Below are 2,036 nucleotides of genomic sequence, written 5' to 3' on the forward strand. Positions count from 1 at the left end.
TTCCAGCGGCCCATCGCCGGTGGTAACAGTCTTCGTTGAGTAGCCGTTGCGGGCATTGGAGCCGACCCTGGGCTGATGTTTATCGTAACCGAGATGGTGGGTCATTTCGGCGTTCAGAGCTGCCGCGACACTGATTTTTTTCAGTAAGCGGTCGAATTGATTGAGATCCTCGGGAGTTTTGAGATTTTTGGCCAATTCGTTAGCCAGAGCCTGCAACTGTTTTTCGTCCATAAGTTAACCTGTTTTTGATGTTGGATAGAACATATCAAAATCAGGCAATTACACAATCTTATGTACAGGCTCGAACGCTCCCTATCCGGGCATTAAGTATCATTTCAGTATGTTATAGCGGTAGAGCTGCTTGTCAAAGTCCTGCTTCATGCTGATGAAAAGCAGTATTTCGATATGCTTTCTATCAAAATCATAAAGGACCCTATATTCGCTCTCCACATCAAGTCTTTCACGTAACATCAATCCTCTCCCGGAAAGATGTGCATTGAAACGGTATCTTTCAGGATCTTCCATGATATTTTTTATGGAATCCATTAGTAGATTATCGACTAATTCAGCTGCACGTTCCGCCCCGATAGTTCCGCTTTTGTATGACTCAATATCTTGTAAGCACTGCTGCGCCATCGGCGCTACTTCGATTGAATAATGATCTGACACTCAACACCTCTCTATTATTTTCTTGCAGCACGTAACCTCCCTAACACCTCTTCAGGGGACATGCCTTTGCCATCTGCGATTTCCTTTTTAGCCATCATTGCCAGCTTAAAAAGGGCGTTTATATTTCTTTCTTCTTCCATTTCCCTCAGTTCTGCCTGACGCTCGGCGGCAGTCTGAATAAATAGTTCAGCTACTCCGTTTTTCGTAACATACATACCTCCTTCAAAGTTCTGCGCATTTCCAAGACTGTCTCTTGCGAGTTCCTGGGACATGGTTTGTGTTTCGGCCATAGACTTATTCCTCATGAGATTCACTGACGAGAACAGCAATCTCTGTTCCTCATTGAAGGCCTTGCAGGATTGCAAAGCTGTTTTCTCGCTAGCGCGGCGAGTGCAGCACATACTGAGAGTATAGCATCGTGGTGGAATTAAGTACACATTTATCCACCTGAAGGCAAGAGGTTTTGAGGCGTTACGAGGATTCGGGTTTATTGGCATTCTACCAAATAGTATTAATGCTACTGTACGCATACATTAGCATTAATACTGAGGGTAGTTAGCCCTCTTCTTCCCTGGATGCCCGGATTCCCGCCTGATATAGCCGCTTTACCCGTTCAATTTCGGCCAGCGTTGCCGACCAGTGCCGTCCGGCCTCACACCGGTATCTGACAGCCATTTTTTCCACGGCCTCCGGGCTGCTGTCGTCGCTGCGTTGCTGCCGCCCCTTTTCCCCGAACACTTCCACAATCAGCCACTGGCTCCCCGTTCTGCCGAACATGGCATTACATGCAAAATGGCGTCTGTCAGGAAAATGCGCTACGACGCGAATACAGCATGGCGGGCGGCGCTGAAACGAGCAGGGATAGAAAATTTCCGGTTCCACGATTTGCGACATACCTGGGCCAGCTGGCTGGTTCAATCTGGCGTGCCACTGTCAGTATTGCAGGAAATGGGTGGATGGGAAAGCGTGGAAATGGTCAGGCGGTATGCGCATCCTGCTCCGAATCATCTGACGGAACATGCCAGGCAAATCGACACGATTTTTTCCGGAGTCGTCCCAAATCGGTCCCATACTGCTACGGGAACGGAGGATAATAAGAGATAATTAATTGATTTTACTGGTGCCGGTAATAGGAGTCGAACCTACGACCTTCGCATTACGAATTCTCAGAATTAAATTTAGTTAATTGATTTTTAGCCATTTTTTCGCATTCACAGATCACAATTTGGCTAATTCTGACAACTTTACGACACGTTTACGGCACCCAGGAACGGCACGAATACGGCGCCTACATCCCTGGGCAATCATCAAACTCACCTGTCCTCATATCATTGATCACGTACGTCACGACACCCCAGCAAAACAAA

5 protein-coding genes are annotated in these 2,036 nt (G+C 47.2%); 1 reads left to right on the forward strand and 4 read right to left on the reverse strand.

All coding sequences use genetic code 11. The features are described from left to right. From FCN80_RS25700 to FCN80_RS25715, 4 genes are all read right to left on the reverse strand, one after another. The coding region (locus FCN80_RS25700; protein ID WP_136993173.1) for a transposase at positions 1-231 on the reverse strand (231 nt) is incomplete at its 3' end. A 99-nt stretch (positions 232-330) separates the two neighbouring features. After that, a complete protein-coding gene (locus FCN80_RS25705; RefSeq protein ID WP_136993175.1) occupies positions 331-669 on the reverse strand; it encodes a type II toxin-antitoxin system RelE/ParE family toxin in 339 nt (112 codons plus the stop codon). A gap of 14 nt (positions 670-683) precedes the next feature. Next, complete coding sequence (locus FCN80_RS25710; protein WP_170975536.1) at positions 684-959, reverse strand: hypothetical protein; 276 nt, start codon at positions 957-959, stop codon at positions 684-686. A 265-nt stretch (positions 960-1,224) separates the two neighbouring features. Continuing rightward, positions 1,225-1,446 carry a hypothetical protein gene (locus tag FCN80_RS25715; RefSeq protein WP_136993177.1) on the reverse strand — a complete coding sequence of 74 codons (222 nt, stop codon included), beginning with the start codon at positions 1,444-1,446 and terminating at the stop codon, positions 1,225-1,227. A 15-nt stretch (positions 1,447-1,461) separates the two neighbouring features. On the opposite strand from FCN80_RS25715, the gene FCN80_RS25720 reads away from it, so the two are divergent. Further along, positions 1,462-1,773 carry a site-specific integrase gene (locus FCN80_RS25720; RefSeq protein WP_445081521.1) on the forward strand — a complete coding sequence of 104 codons (312 nt, stop codon included), beginning with the start codon at positions 1,462-1,464 and terminating at the stop codon, positions 1,771-1,773. Positions 1,774-2,036: the final 263 nt, after the last annotated feature.

The sequence above is a fragment of the Martelella alba genome (assembly GCF_005217455.1).
Lineage (GTDB): Bacteria > Pseudomonadota > Gammaproteobacteria > Enterobacterales > Enterobacteriaceae > Acerihabitans.